Below are 19,067 nucleotides of genomic sequence, written 5' to 3'. Positions count from 1 at the left end.
TCCTCCCAACTAACAATTAAAGCTAACGCTTTCCATTTAGTTTTTTACGAGCTTTCAGCTCCCAGGTACGAATGCGATCCTTATAGGTATTGTGACCATTCATTTTCACAATATCCAACGAGGCATCCGAGTTATCTTCCCAGCGACGGCACAGGTACAGCACGTCATAAACACGTCCGATACGGTGTTCGCGAGAGAAATAGAGTCCCAGCGCATAGTCTTCACCATAGCTGGTATTCGGCACTTTAATTTTGCGCAACATCGGGGTATAAAAGGCACGCGGTGCTCCCAGTCCATTGATACGCAAAGCATTATTCCGACCATTATCCGGTGTCCACTCCTTGTGATCAATCACTCCGGGAGGAATGGTTTCCATGTTGAAGTTGGTCATTCGGTAGGTTCCCACCACCATGGCGCATTGTTGTTCGTAGAAAGCATCCACGATGGTTTGCAGAGTAGTTTCTCCGCTGTAAACATCATCGCTATCCAACTGAACGGCAAATTTTCCGCAACGTTTATCCTGTACACCCACGTTCCAGCAACCTCCGATGCCCAGATCGAAACGTTCCGGAATCAAATGAATAACCCGCGGATCCGATTCGTATTTTTTGATTAACTCCGTGGTTCCGTCAGTTGAATGATTATCGATAATAATAAGGTTGAAATCGAATTTACATTGTTGTTTCAACACCGATTGAATGGCATCTTCGATGGTACGAACGCGGTTGAATACCGGAATGATAACCGATGCTTCCACCGGGAAACTTCCTTCCTCGAAAGCCACATCTTTGAACTGAGGAGCCAGATAAGCACCCACTTCTTTGAGATGTTCGGTGCAGGCAGCTTCCATTTCAATCTGTACACTTCGGTTTTTCGGATCAACGTAGTCGAAGATTTTTTCGCCCGACTTACGGCTATCCGTTTCTATTTCTGAGTAGAGATATTCGTTGATATGAACGAGATCGTGTTTTTGCGAAAGCTTCAGGCGCAGATCGTACAGTCCTGCAAAAGCATAATTGGCCTTCATGGCCGCTACGGCTTCTTTGAATGCTTTGGAGCAAAAAAGCAACACCGATCCGAAATCGAAATCGTCGCGCAAGCTTCCTTCCTGGTAAGCAATCACCGGATGAATTTTCTTCACGCCATCGATCACCTGATAAAAATCAGCGTAAACCATACCGGCAGCCGAGTCATCGGCCAGGTTCACCATACGATCGAGCGCAAAATAGCCCAATTGCAGGGGTGAATATTTTTGATAAACGAAAATATAGTCAGAAGTAGCTTTGGAAGCAATCATGTGCATGGTTGCACTACTTTTCAGGCTGTCGATGTGCAGCACTTCGTAACCTCCGAAACCTTGGGTCTCTTCGGTTGCCAACAGATAAATTTTGCCGACCAGCGATGACGCAGTCAGTTGTTCCAGAGTCGGAGTAATCTGCTCTTTAGAAGCAAACGGTAAAAAACAATCAATTCGTATCATTTGATATTTTCTTCTTTATTGACATTAAAAAATGCGTCGGTAGCCTTTTTTACCGAGCCATGCAGTAACAGCAGGTTCTTTGCTGCTTCGTATTCAAGATTGGTTTCTTCCATAATCATTCGGGTGCCACGGTCAACCAACTTTTTGTTAGTCAGCTGCATATTCACCATCCGATTCCCTTTTACACGTCCCAATTTAATCATGGTGGTCGTCGTGATCATGTTCAGCACCAGCTTCTGTGCTGTTCCGGCTTTCATACGGGTACTTCCGGTCACAAATTCCGGTCCTACTATTACCTCGATGGGTATATCTGCATATTGAGCTACCGGAGCGTCAGGATTACAAGAAATAGAAGCCGTAAGAATTCCATTTAGCTGAGCATGCTTCAAAGCACCTATCACATAAGGTGTTGTGCCTGATGCCGCGATACCAATCACTGTATCATTCACATTCACATTATAACTCACCAGTTCCTGCCAGCCTTTTTCTTCGCTGTCTTCGGCGGCTTCCACCGGATTACGAAGCGCTCTGTCGCCTCCGGCTATCAGACCGATAACCAAAGTATTGGGCATACCATAAGTCGGGGGAATCTCCGAAGCATCGAGGACTCCCAACCGACCACTGGTACCAGCTCCCATGTAGAAAATTCGTCCACCCCGCTTCATCCTCAACACTATCGATTCAACCAGCTTTTCTAACTGAGGAATCGCCTTTTCTACAGCAAGAGGCACTTTTTTATCTTCTTCGTTGATACCTGTCAACAATTCGAGCACAGAACTTTTGTCAAGATTATCGTGCAACGACGACATCTCGGTGATTTTTTTAAACGCCATACGCGTAATCAGAGTTTATTAGACCGTTGAATGTGATATTTTATCAGTTCTTCAGAAGGAGCCTGAATTATTTTCCCCAGTTGCAGGGAAAGATCATCCGCCACCTTGCGAAGCACATCCTGATAATGATATCCGATAGAGCCTACTACATTTACTTTTTTGCCTTTATAATCGTATTGAAAAACATTTCTTTTGAAGAAATCGGTAAAACCGTCATACACTATCTGATATAGCGCCGGTTCTTCTATATTTTCTATCAGGAACAACGACAATGAGGCCAGAAATCTGCTCGGGAAAGGCTTGCTGTAAATATTTTCTACAATTTGAGCCTGTGTCAGCTTGAAGCGTTCCAAAAACCGTTCTTTGAGTCCTTCCGGAAGTTGGTTCTTCAGACAATCGGCAACCAACCGCTTCCCTAATGAAGCACCACTACCTTCGTCTCCGATAATGAATCCCAGCGGAGAAACCTGTTGTGCAATCGTATTTCCATCGTAATAACAAGAGTTTGATCCTGTTCCTAAAATACATGCTATACCGGGCTCATCACCACACAGCGCTTTTGCTGCACCTAGCAAGTCGCTTGCCACCTCTATTTTTTCATAAACAAATACTTTGGAAAAAGCAGACCTGACCAAATTGATTTGCTTTTCTGTGGCACACCCGGCACCGTAGAAATAAATTTCAGAAATTTCATTGATTCCAAGTTGTGGCAGCAATGTCATCCGCAAAAATCCCTCTATTTCATATTCAGTCTGAAAAAAAGGATTTATCCCCTGTGTGTAATAATGACTACAACTACCATCAGCCTTAATAAGCGACCAATAAGTCTTTGTAGATCCACTATCCGCAATAAGTATCATATTTATTTGATGAAAATGATTTATCAAAACTAATTGATCTGAAGTCCGGACACCGTCAAAAGAAGATGGCAGTGTGAAATTGTATTCAAGCCGGCTTATCAATTATATCGCAACAAAGGTAATTGAAAGTTTATGATTTGAAACCCGAAAACAACATATAAATCATTATTTTTATTTTATTTATTGTTTTCATACACTTTTTTGTATTTTAATCAGCTCAAAAGCAAAGAAAAGAGGCAACAGAAATAACGCAGCAAACAACTAACTAACAAATGATTAAATAAATATATGATCTGCATATCCGATAATACCAGCAAAACAGTTTACTCTACAGCTACAGTTCATTTGTAAATATTTATCAAACAAACACACATTCAATTGCACAAAAAAATCAGTAAATCGTAAGATTCACTGATTTTCATCTATATAATGATTATAGAGTTAATCTAACCGGCAATGGGCAGTATGATAGCGAACCAACCCCGGCATCGGCGATTTTTCTATCTGGCCGACGACAACATCAAATTCGGAAGCTACCTCTTTCAGGATATCTGCATAGAAGTAAGCCACATGCCCCATAAAATGAATAGGATAAGCTTTATAATCGTAATGCACGATATTGCGGGTAAAAAAGTTACGGAAATTCTGACTCACAAGTTCATAGACATACTCGTGATCGAGATGCTTTTCCAAGAAGAATGAAAAGCTCGCAAGAAAACGATTGGCAAAAGGCTTACTATAAACGTTTTCCATAATATCCGCCGGCGTAATCTTGTATACATCGTAAAACATATCACACAAATCTTTCGGTGCAATTTGCTTCATACAATCACTCAGAAACATTTTCCCCAAGACGGCACCACTGCCCTCATCGCCCAAAATGTAACCCAAAGGAGCTACGTTCTTAACTATCTTTTCTCCATCGTAAAAACAAGAGTTTGAACCGGTTCCAAGAATACAACCAATTCCGGGCTGATTGCCGAACAAAGCTCTTACAGCTCCGAGCAAGTCGCTCTCCACTTCTGCAGGAGCCCTGAATTGAGTCACCAGAGATGCCTTAATGACATCCTTTTTTTCTTTAGAAGAACATCCTGCTCCATAAAAATATATCTGATCAACCTTCTTTTTGAAGAAAATCTCAGGCAATTGCAGCCTGATAGACCGACTAATCTCTCTTCGCATCTGAAAGAAAGGATTCAGTCCCTCTGTAAAAGCTCTCTCTATAACATAGATACCTTCTACAAGACACCATTCGGTTTTAGAAGAACCACTGTCGGCAATTAATTTCATCGGAAATATTTTTAAAATATATTTTGCGTCAACTCCACAATTACTAATACCCGGTAGCTTGAAACGTCAGAACGACGTCTATATCTTGGAAAATCAAGAAGTCAGATGACGATCGGTTACACCGCCATCTAAAAATCAGAACACAAAATTAACGATTATCCCGTTAATCAACAAGCCCATAAACAACATTACACTAACGAAATTCTAATAAATTAAAATAATCAACCAAATTTTAACGCATTCCAACGACTCAGAATTATCGCACAATTAGGATTTTTATTCTGCTTTTAATTTATTATAATTTATTTTTACACTATTAAAGCGCAAATATAACACATTATGATTTACTTTGCAACATTAAAACATCCATTTTTATAGCACCCGACAATTGTGTTATAATTCAAACCACACCTCATAACTTCTTCTCTTTACTTTGCTTATGAACACTTCAAATAACATCAGAGCTTTTCAGCAAGCAATGCCCACAACGATAACAAAACAGCGTTTGTTTACTGATATCACACGTCGCCTAGCCTGGGGTACCGACGCCGGATTTTACCGTAAGATTCCTCAGCTCGTTATACATCCGACCAGCGAAGAAGAAATCAGAACTCTTTTAAAAAATGCGAACGACACCGCCACTCCGGTTACGTTTCGGGCTGCCGGGACCAGTCTCTCCGGTCAGGCAATAAGCGACTCGGTTCTGATTGTGGTCGGGAAACTCTGGGAAAAATACAGAATTCACGACAATGGAGAAACAATCTCACTGCAACCCGGCATTGTCGGAAGCCGCGTAAACGAAATATTAAAACCTTTCGACAGAATATTTTCTCCTGATCCTGCTTCTCTTAACTCGGCCATGGTGGGAGGAATCATTATAAACAATGCTTCAGGTAAAAGTTGCGGCATTCACGCTAATAGCGACAGAATCCTCCTTTCGGCACGTATCATTTTTGCAGATGGCACACTGCTGGACACTGCCGACGAGCAAAGCAAAGCTGCATTTCAGGCTACTCATCCGGAATTCATACAGACGCTTTTAGAATTAAGAGATGAAATACGTCAAAACAAAGCTCTTTCCGACAGAATACGCTATAAGTACAACATCAAAAACGTTACCGGACTCAACATTCTTCCTTTCATAACCTTCGACGATCCGTTTGATATTATCACGCATTTACTGGTTGGTTCGGAAGGCACCTTGGCTTTTCTGGCAGAGGCTACGGTAAGTACCGAGCCTGAAATGCATTTCAAGGCGAGCGCCATGCTCTACCTGAAAGACATTAAATATGCCTGCGAGGTTGTTCAAAAGCTAAAGCATACGCCTGTCACCGGAGTGGAGCTGCTCGACAGGAAAGCATTACAATCGGTCGAAGGCAAAGAAGGAATGCCCGATTATTTACCGCAACTTGCCCCCGGAGTAACTGCATTGTTGATTGAAACAAAAGCGAATACGGAAGATGAATTGTTGCATCAGATCGAAGCAATAGAGCTGTGCATCGGGGAATTTGAGACAGTGCTACCCGCCTCATTTACACAGGATGAAAACGTATACAACGTGTGGTGGGCAATTCGTTCAGGCATTTTCCCTTCGGTGGGAGGTATGCGCGAACCCGGCACTACTACCCTGATCGAAGATGTGGCATTTCACATGGAAGACCTTGCAGAAGCGACATCCGAACTTCAGCAACTTCTTGAAAAATACAACTATACAGATAGTGTTATTTATGGACATGCGCTTGAAGGCAATTTCCACTTCATTATCAATCAACGATTTGACTCGAACGCAGAAGTTGCACGCTACGAATCGTTGATGAAAGATGTGGTAGAGCTTGTGACCGAAAAATACGACGGATCCTTAAAAGCAGAGCACGGAACAGGCCGCAACATGGCTCCTTTTGTGGAAAAAGAATGGGGAAGCGAAGCATTTTTCATAATGCAAAAGGTCAAGAAACTTTTCGATCCGAATAACATTCTCAATCCGGGTGTAATTTTCAATGACAATCCGGATTGTTTCATCTCAGACTTCAAACCGTTGCCTCTTACCAACCCACATGTCGACAAATGTATTGAATGCGGCTTTTGCGAAGTGAACTGCCTCACGTCAGGATTCACATTATCTTCCAGACAACGAATTGTGATCCAGCGTGAAATAACGCGACTCAAACAAAGCAACGAGAATCCCGAAGTTCTGCATGAACTTGAAAAAGGATACAAATATCTTGGCAATGCAACTTGTGCCGGCGATGGCTTGTGCGCCACCTCGTGTCCAATGGGCATAAACACTGGCCACCTGACACACGATGTTCGCCACGCTTCTTTGCCAACCGGCAGTTTTGGATGGAATATAGGCAATTTTGCCGCCAATCATTTTGCAGGCATCAAAACCGGATTACGCTCCGTACTGACACTTGCCAACTTTGCGCATACAGTGATGGGTAGCAAAAACATGACCTATCTCTGCAACGAAGCCAACAAAATGGGTCTACCACTTTGGACAACGGCTATGCCTAAGGCGCATAAAATTCATTTGAACAAGCTTCAAATAAAAGCTTCCGAATTGAAAGTGGTGTACTTTCCAAGCTGTATAAACCAGTCGATGGGAGTTCACAAAGACAGTCCCGAGCAAACACCTCTGTCGGATAAAATGACCGGGCTTTTTCAGAAAGCCGGCTACGAAGTGATTTTTCCCGAAGAGATGGAAAAGATGTGCTGCGGAACCATCTGGGAAAGTAAAGGTATGTATGATATTGCGGATCGAAAGACGGAAGAACTGGAAGCTGCTCTCTGGAAAGCAAGCGAGCAGGGCAAATATCCTGTGGTATGCGATCAAAGTCCGTGCCTTTACCGGATGAAGGAAAAAATTACCAAAATGAAGCTCTACGAACCGGTTGAATTTATCGAAACCTATCTTGTCGACCAACTGGAGTTTCATCCTATCAACGAACCGATTGCAATACACACCACCTGTTCCATGACAAAAATGGGGTTAAAGAACACGTTAGTCCGTCTGGCAAATCGTTGTTCGTCAAACGTTTTGCTTCCATCGGAGATTGGATGTTGCGGCTTCGCTGGCGACAAAGGCTTTACCACTCCGGAGGTGAACAAATATGCACTTCGCAAGCTGCATCCTCAAATTGAGGCAAACGGAATTAAAAAAGGCTATTCCAACAGTCGCACCTGCGAAATCGGACTGACGACTAACAGTGGAATTCCATATATGTCAATTGTTTACCTTGTAGATCAATGTACAACAGCTAAAAAAAATCATTAATTTCGTCCATCTACACTAACCAAATCTGTTCAATGCGAATATCCTCTTTTGAATTTCAAAAAGAGGATATTTTTTTACTCCCTGCAATTATTCAATGATTCGTTATAAAATATGTTCCTCTCGCAAAGCCGCCAAGTCACAAAGAAAAGCTGAAAGTTTTTCTTTGTAGCGTCTTAAATCACAACACATGCAGATCAACCACGGATGAACACTTTGCGCCTCTGCGACTTTGCGTGAAAAAATAGGCCGCAAAAAAAAAACGATTTATCGTTTTTATCTATCAATTTGATTTACTACTACATAAACACATTTATAACGAAGGGGTGATTCTTATAAACAAATAATCAGAGTTCAGCCGATTCATCGAAAAATATACAAATCCGTCAAACCGGTTTACTGAATGATTCTTAACATTCAAAAAATTGAGACACAATGAGCTTATGGTTTCTCAACTATTCTCTATTTTTGTGGCGTTAAACTTTATAATCTAATGCAAAAGAAGAATATATATCCATGGGTTGTAGTCGGCTTATTGTGGTTTGTGGCACTACTCAACTACATCGACCGGCAAATGCTTTCCACCATGAAGCAATCGATGATGATCGACATTGCCGAATTGGAAACAGCCGCAAATTTCGGTCGTCTGATGGCAGTTTTCCTCTGGATTTATGCCATCATGAGTCCGCTTTCCGGCCTTATAGCAGATCGACTAAATCGCAAATGGCTGATCGTGGGAAGCCTCTTCATCTGGTCGGGTGTAACAACGCTGATGGGTTTTGCACATACATTCAATCAAATCTACATCTTGCGTGCCATAATGGGTGTAAGCGAAGCTTTTTATATTCCCGCAGGCTTGGCGCTCATTGCAGACTACCATCAGGGAAAAACCCGATCGATTGCCGTCGGCATCCACATGACAGGTATTTATCTCGGACAAGCTTTCGGCGGATTCGGAGCCACCATTGCCAGCAATTTTTCATGGCAAACCACTTTCCATATTTTCGGACTAATAGGTGTTTGTTATAGCATCATCCTGATTCTGTTTTTGAAAGAACACAAAGCATACACAATTACCCCTGAATCACGTTCACTCGGAAAAGAATTCCGCAACATGTTCAAAGGAGCAGGAACTCTTTTGGGAAGCCTCTCTTTCTGGGTAATCCTCTTTTATTTTTCAGCACCAAGTCTTCCGGGTTGGGCAACAAAGAACTGGCTCCCCACCCTTTTTTCCAACAATCTGCACATGAACATGGAAATGGCAGGACCGATGGCAACTATCACCATTGCTCTTTCGGCTTTGGTTGGTGTACTGGTTGGAGGTGTTGTGTCAGACCGCTGGGTACAACGTAACCTGCGGGGAAGAATTTACACGGGAGCCATCGGACTGGCACTTACCATTCCGGCCGTGTTACTACTCGGATTCGGAGATTCGTTCATCACTATATGGGGCGGAGCTCTCTGCTTCGGATTTGGATTCGGAATGTTCGACGTGAATAACATGCCCATTCTCTGCCAATTTGCATCACCACGTCATCGAGCAACCGGTTACGGACTGATGAACATGGCCGGAATCTCTGCAGGAGCGCTTATCACCACATTTTTGGGGCAATCGGCAGACTCCGGGCATCTCAGTCGCGACATTGCCTTTCTTGCAATCTTCGTTGCCGCTGCCTTAGTTCTCCAATTATTGCTTCTACGCCCAAAAACGATTAACAAAACGGAAGATTAATCTGTATTTAGAATGGTTTTGTCTACACACGTGATGGAAACTCCGTCACATGCCGGCAAATCATATCTTGAAATACAAATCAAACAGAAGACATATATTTATCAATCAGCATCTTATTGATTTTTTATTATATAGATCATCTCCTGTTTAAATTCTATGAAAATAAGCTAACTTTGCAGCTGTTTTTAATCGACTATTTATGGGTGAAAAGCCAATTTTTTACACGGAATCTCAGTCCCGATGGAAGAGTTTTCGTTGGGGTATAAGAATCGTTCTTATTTTCTTAGTCATTGGTATTGTTGCGGTTACTATATCATTATTGCGTAAACAGGCATTACAGCTTCCCCCGCTAAAAGAGCAAACAGGGATGTTCCGCAAAGTAACGGATAATGTTATTGCCAAAAACGACCAGAAAGAATACAAACGGCTTGAACGAATTATCAATGAAGCCCGTAAAACACGCAAACACGAGTTTTATTTAGAGAAAAAAGCGATACCCGGCATTATAAAGAACTATTATCCTGTCAAAGCCGGTTTTTATGTAAACTGGGACCCCCAGTCGGAGTTTTCTCTCAAGCATAATATCAACAAACTGAACATGATTCTGCCCGAATGGCTGTTTATCACAGACTCTTCGGACGAAATTTATGACGATGTGGATTCAACGGCCATGAACTTCATGCGCAAAAACCATGTTGCCATTGTCCCTATTCTATCAAACTTTTTCAATAAAAAATGGAACGGAGCCAACGTTCATAAAATTCTGGCTTCTCCGACTCGCCGGGCGGCCGTTATCAATAACATCTACAGGATTCTCAAAAAATATCAGTTTGCCGGCATAAATATCGACTTCGAAGATTTGGTCGAAAAGACAGATGCAAACCTGATTGCTTTTCAGCGCGAACTGTATAAGAAACTTCATGCAGAAGGTTTTCTTGTTTCGCAGGATATTTCTCCTTTCAACGAAGATTACAATGTAAAAGAACTGGGAGAAGCAAACGACCTCCTCTTTTTAATGGCCTACGACCAGCATTCGCCTTCAAAAGCTGCCGGTCCGATTGCCGCACAGTATTGGATTGAAGCCGCTATGGACGACATGTTCAAGAAGGTGAGTCCTCAAAAGGTGGTATTGTGTATTGCCGGCTACGGATATAACTGGGCCGAAGGCCATGAAGCCCGCAACAGCACGTATCAGGAGTCGATGGCTGATGCATTGGGCAATAATGCTCCGGTTCACTTCGACAACCAGACTTACAATCTTGACTTCTCATATTATGACGGAGAAGGGAAGCTTCATCGGGTATATTTTACCGATGCGGTTTCCAATTATAACGCCATACGAACAGCCTACGATAACGGAATGGCAGGTTATGCCCTCTGGCGACTTGGCTCCGAAGATGCCAGACTCTGGGGCTTTTTCTCCAGAGACTTATCATTGCAAGGCCTGAAAAAGAAACCATTCGACTACCATTCTCTTGAATATATAAAATCCTCTTTCAGTGTCGACTACATTGGATCCGGAGAAATTCTGAACATCGTATCCTCTCCGCGTCCCGGAAAAATCAAGCTGGAAATTAACAAAGCTGAACAGGCCATTTCGGAAGAAAACTACCTGGAGATGCCGTCCAGCTATGTAATCAACCAGACCGGCAAAAAAGAAAAAATGATCGCATTTACCTTCGATGACGGTCCTGATGAAGATTACACACCTCAGATTCTTGATATTCTTAGCAAATATCATGTCCCGGCCGCATTCTTTGTTACCGGTATCAATGCCGAGCAGAATCTCCCCATCATGCAACGCATCTATCGTGAAGGCCACGAGATTGGGAACCATACATTCCTGCACCCGAACATTGCCATTATTTCACCGTCGCGATTCCGTGCAGAACTGAGAGCTACCGGATACATCATTGAGGGAATTACAGGCCACGCTACCATGCTGTTCCGTCCTCCTTACGATACGGATATTACGCCGACCAATCAATCGGCCATAGAACCGTTAGCTCTGGCCCGTTCCGAAGGCTATCTCACTATCGGATCCAATATCGACCCGCTCGACTGGGAAATAGGAGCGCGCCCGGATTCTATTTTGGCACGTGTAATGCGCCAAAACGAGAGAAGTATTCAGGAAGATACTCCTCACAACATTATTTTGTTGCACGATGCCGGAGGAGACCGTTCCGCTACCGTAGCTGCACTGCCTCATATCATTGAATATTACAAATCACAGGGCTATAAGTTTGTAAGCATTGCTGATTTACTTGACCGGAAACGTGATGATCTGATGCCTCATCAAACCGGCGATTTCAATCAATATCTACAAACGGCTGATGCTACCGTAGTAACAGCCAGCTACATCGCAAACCGCATCTTGTCAGTTATTTTCTTTGTAGCATTACTGTTGTCGGTAGGCAAGATTTTAACCGTAGCAATTCTGGCCTGTGTCCACAGAAAAAGAACAAAAAATCAACCTACTACAGAGTCGACAGAATTGCCTCGTATGAGCGTGATTGTTCCCGCATATAACGAAGAGGTTACGGCTACCAAAACAGTAGAAAATCTTTTAAAGAGCACCTATCCGAACCTTGAAATAATATTTGTTGACGATGGTTCGAAGGACGACACCTACAAGAATGTGATGGCAGCATATGGCAATCATCCGAAAGTAAGTGTCAATACCAAACCGAACGGAGGAAAAGCGTCTGCCCTGAACTATGGTATCCAGATCGCTACCGGAGAAATTCTGGTTTGTATAGATGCCGATACGTTGCTTAAATCAGATGCTATCAGCAAGATGGCGCCTTATTTCTCTGATCCGAAAGTTGCTGCCGTTGCAGGAAATGTAAAAGTGGGTAACCGTGTGAACCTGCTTACTAACTGGCAAAGTATCGAGTACATTACCAGCCAGAACTTTGATCGCCGCGCGTTCGACATTCTGAATGCCATTATGGTAATTCCGGGTGCTATCGGAGCTTTCCGCCGCGATGCGATTATTGAAGTGGGTGGTTTTGACACCGACACCTTGGCGGAAGACTGCGATCTGACGATGCGTCTGCTTCGCAAGGGCTATGTGATCCATAGCTGCAACGAGGCACTGGCATTTACCGAAGCACCGGAAACAATGAATATGCTGCTGCGCCAACGTTTACGCTGGTCATTCGGCATTATGCAGTCATTCTGGAAACATCGCAAAATGATGTTTAAGAAAGAACACAAGAACATGAGCTGGATACTCTTGCCTCACCAGATGATCTTCCAGCTGTTCCTGCCGTTAATGTCGCCTGTGGTAGATATTATCTTCCTTGTATCCATCTTTATGCCCAAGGCATCTTTGCTGATAATATTCTATTTCGCTTATTTCGTTCTTGATCTTATCATTTCCCTGATGGCATTTAAGTTCGACGGAGAAAAGTTCAGGTTCAAGTATATATTCTACCTGTTCATCCAGAGAATTCTTTACCGCCAGTTACTCTGGTACGTTTTAATGAAATCGTACCTACGGGCAATAAAAGGCGAATTGGCCGCCTGGGGAATTTTAAAAAGAACCGGTAATACCAACGAACCGAAAGAATAAGAAAAACGGGTAAGTTTCAATTGAAACTTACCCGTTTTTTTATCGTTCCTGCACTAAAATCACAGAGGCCTTTGCAACCTGTCCTCCCAATGGCGGATTAAGCTTTGAGAGCTTGATCTCTACCGAAGAGAGCTGACGACCGAATTCATCAAACAAAGCATCAATAATGCGTTTCGCAACGTGCTCCAATAGTTTTGAAGGAACAGCCATCTCTTTTTTTACTATTTCATAAGCGATTCCATAATTGAGCGTATCAATCAAATTATCGCTTTCCGCTGCACTGGCCAGCGAAACTTTCATCTTCAGATCGACCGTAAAATAATTACCGGTCTGACGCTCTTCCTCAAAAACGCCATGATGAGCAAAAAAGCGCATCTCTTCCAGCAAAATATAGCTTGTTTTCATATTGCGTTGATTAGAGTTTATGTCAAATTGATTAAACCTATTTTGTCTGAACCTCTCCTCCTAGCCTCCTCTCCCAAGGCGAGGAGGAACACGACTGTGAAAACATGAGATAAAACTCATTAATACAGATGCAAAGCCCCTCTCTTCGGGAGAGGGGTTGGGGGTGAGGTCAAATGCTCACATTCAAATATAAATTAAACAGCACAATGCCTATTTATTATCCCGAAATATATTTCCCGTAAGGCAACTTTCGCAGCACAAAGATAATCAATAACGAAACCATCAGTGTAATAAGCGTAAGTACTGGCAGTGTCCATGCAGGATGCCCCATTGTCCAGAAAATATCATATTGAAAAAATATTCCGATTACCATGATGTGCGACAGATAAACGCCATAACTGTAATCGCTGATTAAGCGTTGAATCCAAAGTAAAACAGAGTTTTTGATCGTTGTGTCTTTAACAAGCAGAAACAGAGTAATAACCTGCAACATAGTATTGAACGTAACGTTTCCATACATGTCAAGATCGAGATGATGCGATTGCCTGCTGAAATACCAGGTAGAAACGGAAGCTATTACAACCGAAACGACAAACAATGCAGCGGCAACTACACGCTGGCTCTTGTTAGTAATGCTGAATTTCGTGAGATAATAACCCAGTACCAAATAGCCCGAATACTGCAAATACCCAAGCAGCCTTGCCGGATAATGGTCTATCCAGCTATAAAAATTAACAGGCAGTTTACGAGACGAGAAACTAAGCAGCGCCCAGCCAACAATCAACCACAAAACCTCTTTATCTTTCAAGCTTCTAACTCCCCTACTGATAAACGGAAACAGCAAATAGAAGAAAAGAATCATGTAAACATACCAGAAGTGTTTGGAAATCCCTTCATTGCCCAGTAATTTAACTGCCCACGACACTACCGATGAAAAGGTATCGGGTTGCTTGGAAGACGGTAGTACCATCCACCTGTAAATCCAGTAAGCCACCATCCAGAAGAGAAAAGGAAGCAAAACCCGCACAAACCGTTTCTTATAAAACGTCTTCAGGTCGTATTCTTTGCCCAGCATGGTAGCCCCGCTAAGCATCAAAAACAGGGGAACTGCAAACCGTACGGCGCTATCAAAGATATTTCCGACCCACCAGTTACCCATATTGCCGGCATAACTCATCTTCACCACCGGAGTGGATTCATGAATTATTATGACTCCTATTGTAGCTAAAACTCGTAACGAATCGAGCCATTGAATATTTTGTGGTTTTGATTGCATCTGACAGGTGGTGTGTACGTGATTTTTTCGTGCTGCAAAGATACAACATATAACGACATGCTTCAATTGATCCAACTGTATCATCACCCTGCAAGCTGCCATTTTTTCCGATTTATTAACAAAACCATGCCTTTTTGGCCGAATTTCAAACTGGCAATACTTTTGCTGAATGTAAGACAGAGACTCTAATTATAGCAACCTCTCCCGATACGAAACTTATAAAACTACATAAATATATGAATTTCAACAATTTTACAATCAAAGCCCAGGAAGCTGTACAGGATGCTATTCAACTGGCTCAAAGCAAAAACCAGCAAGCCATTGAGACTCCACACCTGTTGAAATCTATTCTGAAGATCGGAACGGATGTTACCAATTTTATTTTTGGCAAAACAGGAGTGAACGGATCAGCTATCGCATCCGCAGCCGATCAGATGGTAGAATCGTTACCGAAAGTAACCGGAGGAGAACCTTATCTGAGCCGGGAAACCAATTCCGTACTTCAAAAAGCAATCGATTTTTCAAACAAAGAAGGCGATCAGTATGCTTCGCTCGAATTTATACTTTTAGCCCTTTTGACCGAAAAAAGTCAGGTGTCTGCGCTATTGCATGATGCAGGGCTGAATGAAGCTGCGATGCGTGCTGCTATAGCCGAGTTGCGCAAAGGCAAAAAAGTCACGGAGCAGACAGCTGAAGACACTTACAATGCTTTGAACAAGTACGCCATTAATTTGAATGAACGCGCTCGTTCCGGCAAACTCGATCCGGTAATCGGTCGTGACGAGGAGATTCGTCGTGTTTTGCAAATCCTGAGTCGACGTACCAAAAACAATCCAATCCTTATCGGAGAACCGGGAACCGGCAAAACGGCTATTGCCGAAGGCTTGGCTCATCGTATTGTGCGTGGAGACGTGCCCGAAAATCTGAAATCGAAACAACTTTTTTCGCTCGATATGGGTGCACTGATTGCCGGCGCCAAATACAAAGGGGAATTTGAAGAACGCCTGAAGTCTGTTATCAACGAGGTAATCGGTTCAGAAGGAGAAATTATCCTTTTTATCGATGAAATTCACACCCTGGTGGGAGCCGGGAAAAGCGAAGGAGCAATGGATGCCGCCAACATTCTGAAGCCTGCCCTGGCTCGTGGTGAGTTGCGGGCTATTGGTGCCACAACGCTCGACGAGTATCAGAAATATTTCGAAAAAGACAAAGCGCTCGAACGCCGGTTCCAGATTGTGATGGTGAACGAACCCGGTCAGGCCGATGCTATTTCAATCTTACGCGGCCTGAAGGAACGCTACGAAAACCATCACAAGGTTCGTATCAAAGACGACGCAATTATTGCCGCGGTGGAACTTTCGAGTCGTTATATCACCGATCGGTTCCTGCCCGACAAAGCCATCGACCTGATGGACGAAGCGGCTGCCCGTCTACGATTGCAGGTAGATTCGGTACCGGAAGAACTCGATGAAATCTCGCGAAAAATAAAACAGTTGGAGATTGAACGCGAAGCAATCAAACGCGAAAACGACACTCAAAAACTAGCTCAACTTGAGAAAGAGATTGCCGATCTGAAACAACAGGAGAGCGTGGGCAAAGCCAAATGGCTCTCCGAAAAAGAGGTAATGAACCACATTCAACAGGCAAAAATCGAGATCGAGAACCTGAAATTCGAAGCCGACAAAGCCGAACGCGAAGGCGACTACGGGAAAGTGGCTGAAATACGTTACGGAAAACTAAAGAGTCTCGAGACCCGGATTGAAGATGAAAAGGCAAAACTTCACCAGTTGCAGGCCGACTCTCCGATGATAAAAGAAGAGGTGGACGAAGAGGATATTGCCGACGTGGTTTCGCGCTGGACCGGAATTCCCGTCAATAAAATGCTGCAGGCCGAAAAGGAAAAACTGCTGCATCTGGAAGAAGAACTACATAAAAGAGTGATCGGACAGGATGAAGCGATCAACGTAATTGCAGATGCAGTGCGTCGTAGTCGTGCCGGTCTGAACGACCCGAAACGCCCGATCGGTTCATTCATTTTCATGGGAACTACCGGCGTCGGAAAAACAGAACTAGCTAAAGCGTTAGCCGAATTTCTTTTCGACGACGAAAACATGATGACCCGTATAGATATGTCGGAATATCAGGAAAAATTCTCCGTTACCCGACTCATCGGTTCTCCTCCGGGATACGTGGGATACGACGAAGGTGGACAGTTAACAGAAGCAATTCGCCGGAAACCATATTCTGTAGTCTTGTTCGATGAAATCGAAAAAGCACATCCGGATGTGTTCAATATTTTGCTACAGGTGCTCGATGATGGCCGACTGACCGACAACAAGGGTCGCACGGTTAATTTCAAGAACACGATCATCATCATGACCTCAAATCTGGGGTCGAACCTGATTCGCGACAATTTTTCAAGAATCAACAATACAAACCGGGAAGATGTGATCGAACGTACCAAAAACGAAGTATTCGAACTCTTAAAACAGACCATTCGACCGGAATTTCTGAACCGTATCGACGAACTGATTATGTTTGCCCCGCTCAACGAAAACGAAACCAGACAAATCGTGGGCTTACAGGTAGAACACATCAAACGTCAGTTGAAAGAGAACGGGGTGGAATTGCAAGTGACCGATGCCGCACTGACTCAGATTGCCAGAGAAGGATTCGATCCTCAGTTTGGAGCACGTCCTGTCAAGAGGGTTATTCAGCGAGAAGTCCTCAATGAGCTTAGCAAGCGATTGATTGCGCAAACAATAGACCGCAACAAACCAATTGTAGTAGACGCTGTTGCCGGTGCACTCATTTTCGGCAATTAATAAAGCATCGTTTAGCGCAGGCTAATAATTCTCACTATATTTTCAAGAGGCTGTCGGTAATTTTTGTCTGGCAGCCTCTTTTATTTGCACTTCACAAAAACAAAAAAAGGCACCTACTTTCTGTAAATGCCTTATTGTTGTCGGGGTAGCGGGATTCGAACCCACGACCCCCTGCTCCCAAAGCAGGTGCGCTAACCGGACTGCGCTACACCCCGAATAATGTCTGTTTGAAAAATCAAAAGAAATAAGTTCCTTAGTTTTTCGGACTGCAAAGGTAAATCATTTTTCTTACTTCTGCAAATGATTTTTATCTTTGTATGCAAAACTATTTCAACATTCTTCTGTGGCAGGACTTTATATTCACATACCCTTTTGTAAATCACGCTGTTCTTACTGCGATTTTCACTCCGGCGTTCAGTTAGCGCTGTTGGATCGATTTGTAGATGCACTGCGCGCCGAGCTTACATCCAGAGTTTCATATCTAAAGAATGAGACTTTGGAAACCATCTATTTTGGTGGTGGGACTCCTTCATTACTCAGCACAGAACATTTATCCGCAATTTTTGAGTCCATTCAAAGTCATTGGGATATAAGCAACTGCAAAGAAATTACACTTGAGGCCAATCCGGACGACTTGTCGGAGGAAAAACTTGAGAAATTATCAGAGTTACCAATCAACCGGTTAAGCATTGGAATTCAATCGTTCAATAACAACGAACTCAAAATATTGCGTCGCAGACATACCGCACAACAAGCAGTGGATGTTGTAAAAAGAGCTCAAAAATATTTTTCAAATATCAGCATCGACCTCATGTACGGGCTACCGGAGCAAACTATCTCTTCATGGCAAAATACTATTTCGGAAGCTCTTGCGTTGAATATTCAGCATGTCTCGGCATATCATCTGACCTATGAAGAAGGCACTCTCCTTGAACGAAAAAGACGGGAAGGTCATGTTTCTCCGGTTTTAGAAGAAGAGAGTATAGCAATGTATCATTTATTGCAAAACGCGTTGCACGAGAAGGGAATTGAGCAATATGAAATATCCAACTTTGCTATTCCGGGATTTTATTCCCGGCACAACTCTTCGTATTGGAAAGGTATCAACTATTTGGGAATAGGCCCATCGGCACATTCATTCGACGGGGAATCGCGCCAATGGAATATTGCTAATACATTACAGCACATTACAGGAATAGAACAAGGAACTCCGCGTTTTGAAAAAGAGGTCTTGTCTGAAACCGACAAGTACAACGAACTGATAATGATTTCACTGCGAACTACAGATGGCATTTCGCTGGAGCGTGTTGAACAAGAATTCGGAACAAACGCAAAAAAAGAGTTGCTCAAACAGTCTGTACGCTTTATAAAATCAGGCATTATGTTGCTTGAGGAAAATCACCTGCGCCTCTCTTCCGAGGGTCTTTTTCTTTCGGACGGCATAATCACTGATTTGATGCAGGAACAATAAACCTTTTGTAATACCTGAAAAATAACTAACTTTGTCTTTACTAATCA

At 43.1% G+C, this 19,067-nt stretch carries 11 protein-coding genes and 1 tRNA gene; 5 read left to right on the top strand and 7 right to left on the bottom strand.

The genetic code is table 11. From position 1 onward, the window contains the following. Positions 1-22: 22 nt before the first annotated feature. The 4 genes from F8N35_RS00875 to F8N35_RS00860 all read right to left on the bottom strand — a co-directional run bounded on the left by F8N35_RS00875 (position 23) and on the right by F8N35_RS00860 (position 4,463). Positions 23-1,480, bottom strand: a complete 1,458-nt coding sequence (locus F8N35_RS00875; protein WP_293049472.1) for a glycosyltransferase — start codon at positions 1,478-1,480, stop codon at positions 23-25. Beyond that, positions 1,477-2,313 (bottom strand): N-acetylmuramic acid 6-phosphate etherase, encoded by an 837-nt coding sequence (murQ, locus tag F8N35_RS00870; RefSeq protein WP_293049471.1) that lies wholly within the window; start codon positions 2,311-2,313, stop codon positions 1,477-1,479. The genes F8N35_RS00875 and murQ overlap by 4 nt, the downstream gene beginning before the upstream one ends. Positions 2,314-2,321: 8 nt before the next feature. After that, positions 2,322-3,173 carry an ATPase gene (locus F8N35_RS00865; RefSeq protein WP_293049470.1) on the bottom strand — a complete coding sequence of 284 codons (852 nt, stop codon included), beginning with the start codon at positions 3,171-3,173 and terminating at the stop codon, positions 2,322-2,324. A 441-nt stretch (positions 3,174-3,614) separates the two neighbouring features. After that, on the bottom strand, positions 3,615-4,463 hold the full coding sequence (locus F8N35_RS00860) for a hypothetical protein (protein ID WP_293049469.1): 849 nt from the start codon (positions 4,461-4,463) through the stop codon (positions 3,615-3,617). A gap of 439 nt (positions 4,464-4,902) precedes the next feature. Between F8N35_RS00860 and F8N35_RS00855 the strand changes: the two genes are divergently transcribed. The 3 genes from F8N35_RS00855 (at position 4,903) to F8N35_RS00845 (ending at position 13,043) form a co-directional block, all read left to right on the top strand. After that, positions 4,903-7,737 carry an FAD-binding and (Fe-S)-binding domain-containing protein gene (locus F8N35_RS00855; RefSeq protein ID WP_293049468.1) on the top strand — a complete coding sequence of 945 codons (2,835 nt, stop codon included), beginning with the start codon at positions 4,903-4,905 and terminating at the stop codon, positions 7,735-7,737. A 490-nt stretch (positions 7,738-8,227) separates the two neighbouring features. Further along, on the top strand, positions 8,228-9,466 hold the full coding sequence (locus tag F8N35_RS00850; protein ID WP_293049467.1) for an MFS transporter: 1,239 nt from the start codon (positions 8,228-8,230) through the stop codon (positions 9,464-9,466). Between the two features lie 199 nt (positions 9,467-9,665). After that, positions 9,666-13,043, top strand: coding sequence for a glycosyltransferase (locus F8N35_RS00845; RefSeq protein WP_293049466.1), 3,378 nt, complete (start codon positions 9,666-9,668; stop codon positions 13,041-13,043). Between the two features lie 39 nt (positions 13,044-13,082). Here F8N35_RS00845 and folB read toward each other — a convergent pair whose 3' ends face one another. Both folB and F8N35_RS00835 read right to left on the bottom strand, forming a co-directional pair. Beyond that, positions 13,083-13,448, bottom strand: coding sequence for a dihydroneopterin aldolase (gene folB / locus F8N35_RS00840; protein WP_293049465.1), 366 nt, complete (start codon positions 13,446-13,448; stop codon positions 13,083-13,085). A gap of 217 nt (positions 13,449-13,665) precedes the next feature. Next, on the bottom strand, positions 13,666-14,724 hold the full coding sequence (locus F8N35_RS00835) for an acyltransferase family protein (RefSeq protein WP_293049464.1): 1,059 nt from the start codon (positions 14,722-14,724) through the stop codon (positions 13,666-13,668). 236 nt (positions 14,725-14,960) lie between these two features. Between F8N35_RS00835 and clpB the strand changes: the two genes are divergently transcribed. After that, positions 14,961-17,549, top strand: coding sequence for an ATP-dependent chaperone ClpB (gene clpB, locus F8N35_RS00830; protein WP_293049463.1), 2,589 nt, complete (start codon positions 14,961-14,963; stop codon positions 17,547-17,549). Positions 17,550-17,689: 140 nt separating this feature from the next. On the opposite strand, the gene F8N35_RS00825 is transcribed toward clpB, so the two are convergent. Continuing rightward, a tRNA-Pro gene (locus F8N35_RS00825) sits at positions 17,690-17,764 on the bottom strand. A 128-nt stretch (positions 17,765-17,892) separates the two neighbouring features. On the opposite strand from F8N35_RS00825, the gene hemW reads away from it, so the two are divergent. After that, a complete protein-coding gene (gene hemW, locus F8N35_RS00820; RefSeq protein ID WP_293049462.1) occupies positions 17,893-19,020 on the top strand; it encodes a radical SAM family heme chaperone HemW in 1,128 nt (375 codons plus the stop codon). The last annotated feature ends 47 nt before the right edge of the window (positions 19,021-19,067 follow it).

The organism is Paludibacter sp. (assembly GCF_009712605.1).
In the GTDB taxonomy this organism is placed as follows: domain Bacteria; phylum Bacteroidota; class Bacteroidia; order Bacteroidales; family Paludibacteraceae; genus Microbacter.
The sequence above is the reverse complement of the archived record's forward strand: the minus strand, read 5'-3'. Positions and strand labels throughout refer to the sequence as shown.

What these genes read in the sequence shown, in the direction of transcription:
- murQ (WP_293049471.1), bottom strand. Translation starts at nt 2,313, where the DNA reads ATGGCGTTTAAAAAAATCACCGAGATGTCGTCGTTGCACGATAATCTT.
- F8N35_RS00865 (WP_293049470.1), bottom strand. Translation starts at nt 3,173, where the DNA reads ATGATACTTATTGCGGATAGTGGATCTACAAAGACTTATTGGTCGCTT.
- F8N35_RS00835 (WP_293049464.1), bottom strand. Translation starts at nt 14,724, where the DNA reads ATGCAATCAAAACCACAAAATATTCAATGGCTCGATTCGTTACGAGTT.
- F8N35_RS00860 (WP_293049469.1), bottom strand. Translation starts at nt 4,463, where the DNA reads ATGAAATTAATTGCCGACAGTGGTTCTTCTAAAACCGAATGGTGTCTT.
- F8N35_RS00875 (WP_293049472.1), bottom strand. Translation starts at nt 1,480, where the DNA reads ATGATACGAATTGATTGTTTTTTACCGTTTGCTTCTAAAGAGCAGATT.
- F8N35_RS00850 (WP_293049467.1), top strand. Translation starts at nt 8,228, where the DNA reads ATGCAAAAGAAGAATATATATCCATGGGTTGTAGTCGGCTTATTGTGG.
- clpB (WP_293049463.1), top strand. Translation starts at nt 14,961, where the DNA reads ATGAATTTCAACAATTTTACAATCAAAGCCCAGGAAGCTGTACAGGAT.
- folB (WP_293049465.1), bottom strand. Translation starts at nt 13,448, where the DNA reads ATGAAAACAAGCTATATTTTGCTGGAAGAGATGCGCTTTTTTGCTCAT.
- F8N35_RS00855 (WP_293049468.1), top strand. Translation starts at nt 4,903, where the DNA reads ATGAACACTTCAAATAACATCAGAGCTTTTCAGCAAGCAATGCCCACA.
- F8N35_RS00845 (WP_293049466.1), top strand. Translation starts at nt 9,666, where the DNA reads ATGGGTGAAAAGCCAATTTTTTACACGGAATCTCAGTCCCGATGGAAG.